General features: G+C 43.8%; 1 protein-coding gene. It reads left to right on the top strand.

Going from position 1 to position 297, the window contains the following annotated elements; all coding sequences use genetic code 11:
* The coding region (locus ACXAGJ_RS24790; protein WP_474843893.1) for an Ig-like domain-containing protein at positions 1 to 297 on the top strand (297 nt) is incomplete at both ends.

Consider the following 297-nt stretch of genomic DNA (forward strand, 5'->3'; position numbering starts at 1 on the left):
TAGGAACTGCAGTTGTAAACAATGGAGGTACACCAAATGATCCAACGGATGATACGATTGACTTTACACCAGCCTTAGACTATAATGGTCCTGTAACGATCACCTATGAGATAGAAGATGCTGATGGAGATACCGATACGGCTACGGTTACTTTTGATGTCACTCCAGTAGATGATACACCAACGGCTACAGATGATACACCTGCCGATGTCGCAGAAGATAGTGGAACAACCAACATTGCAGTATTAGGAAACGATAGCTTTGGAGGAGATGGTCCAAGTACAGGAACGATCAATG

Source organism: Aquimarina sp. AWH4_224 (genome assembly GCF_056160245.1).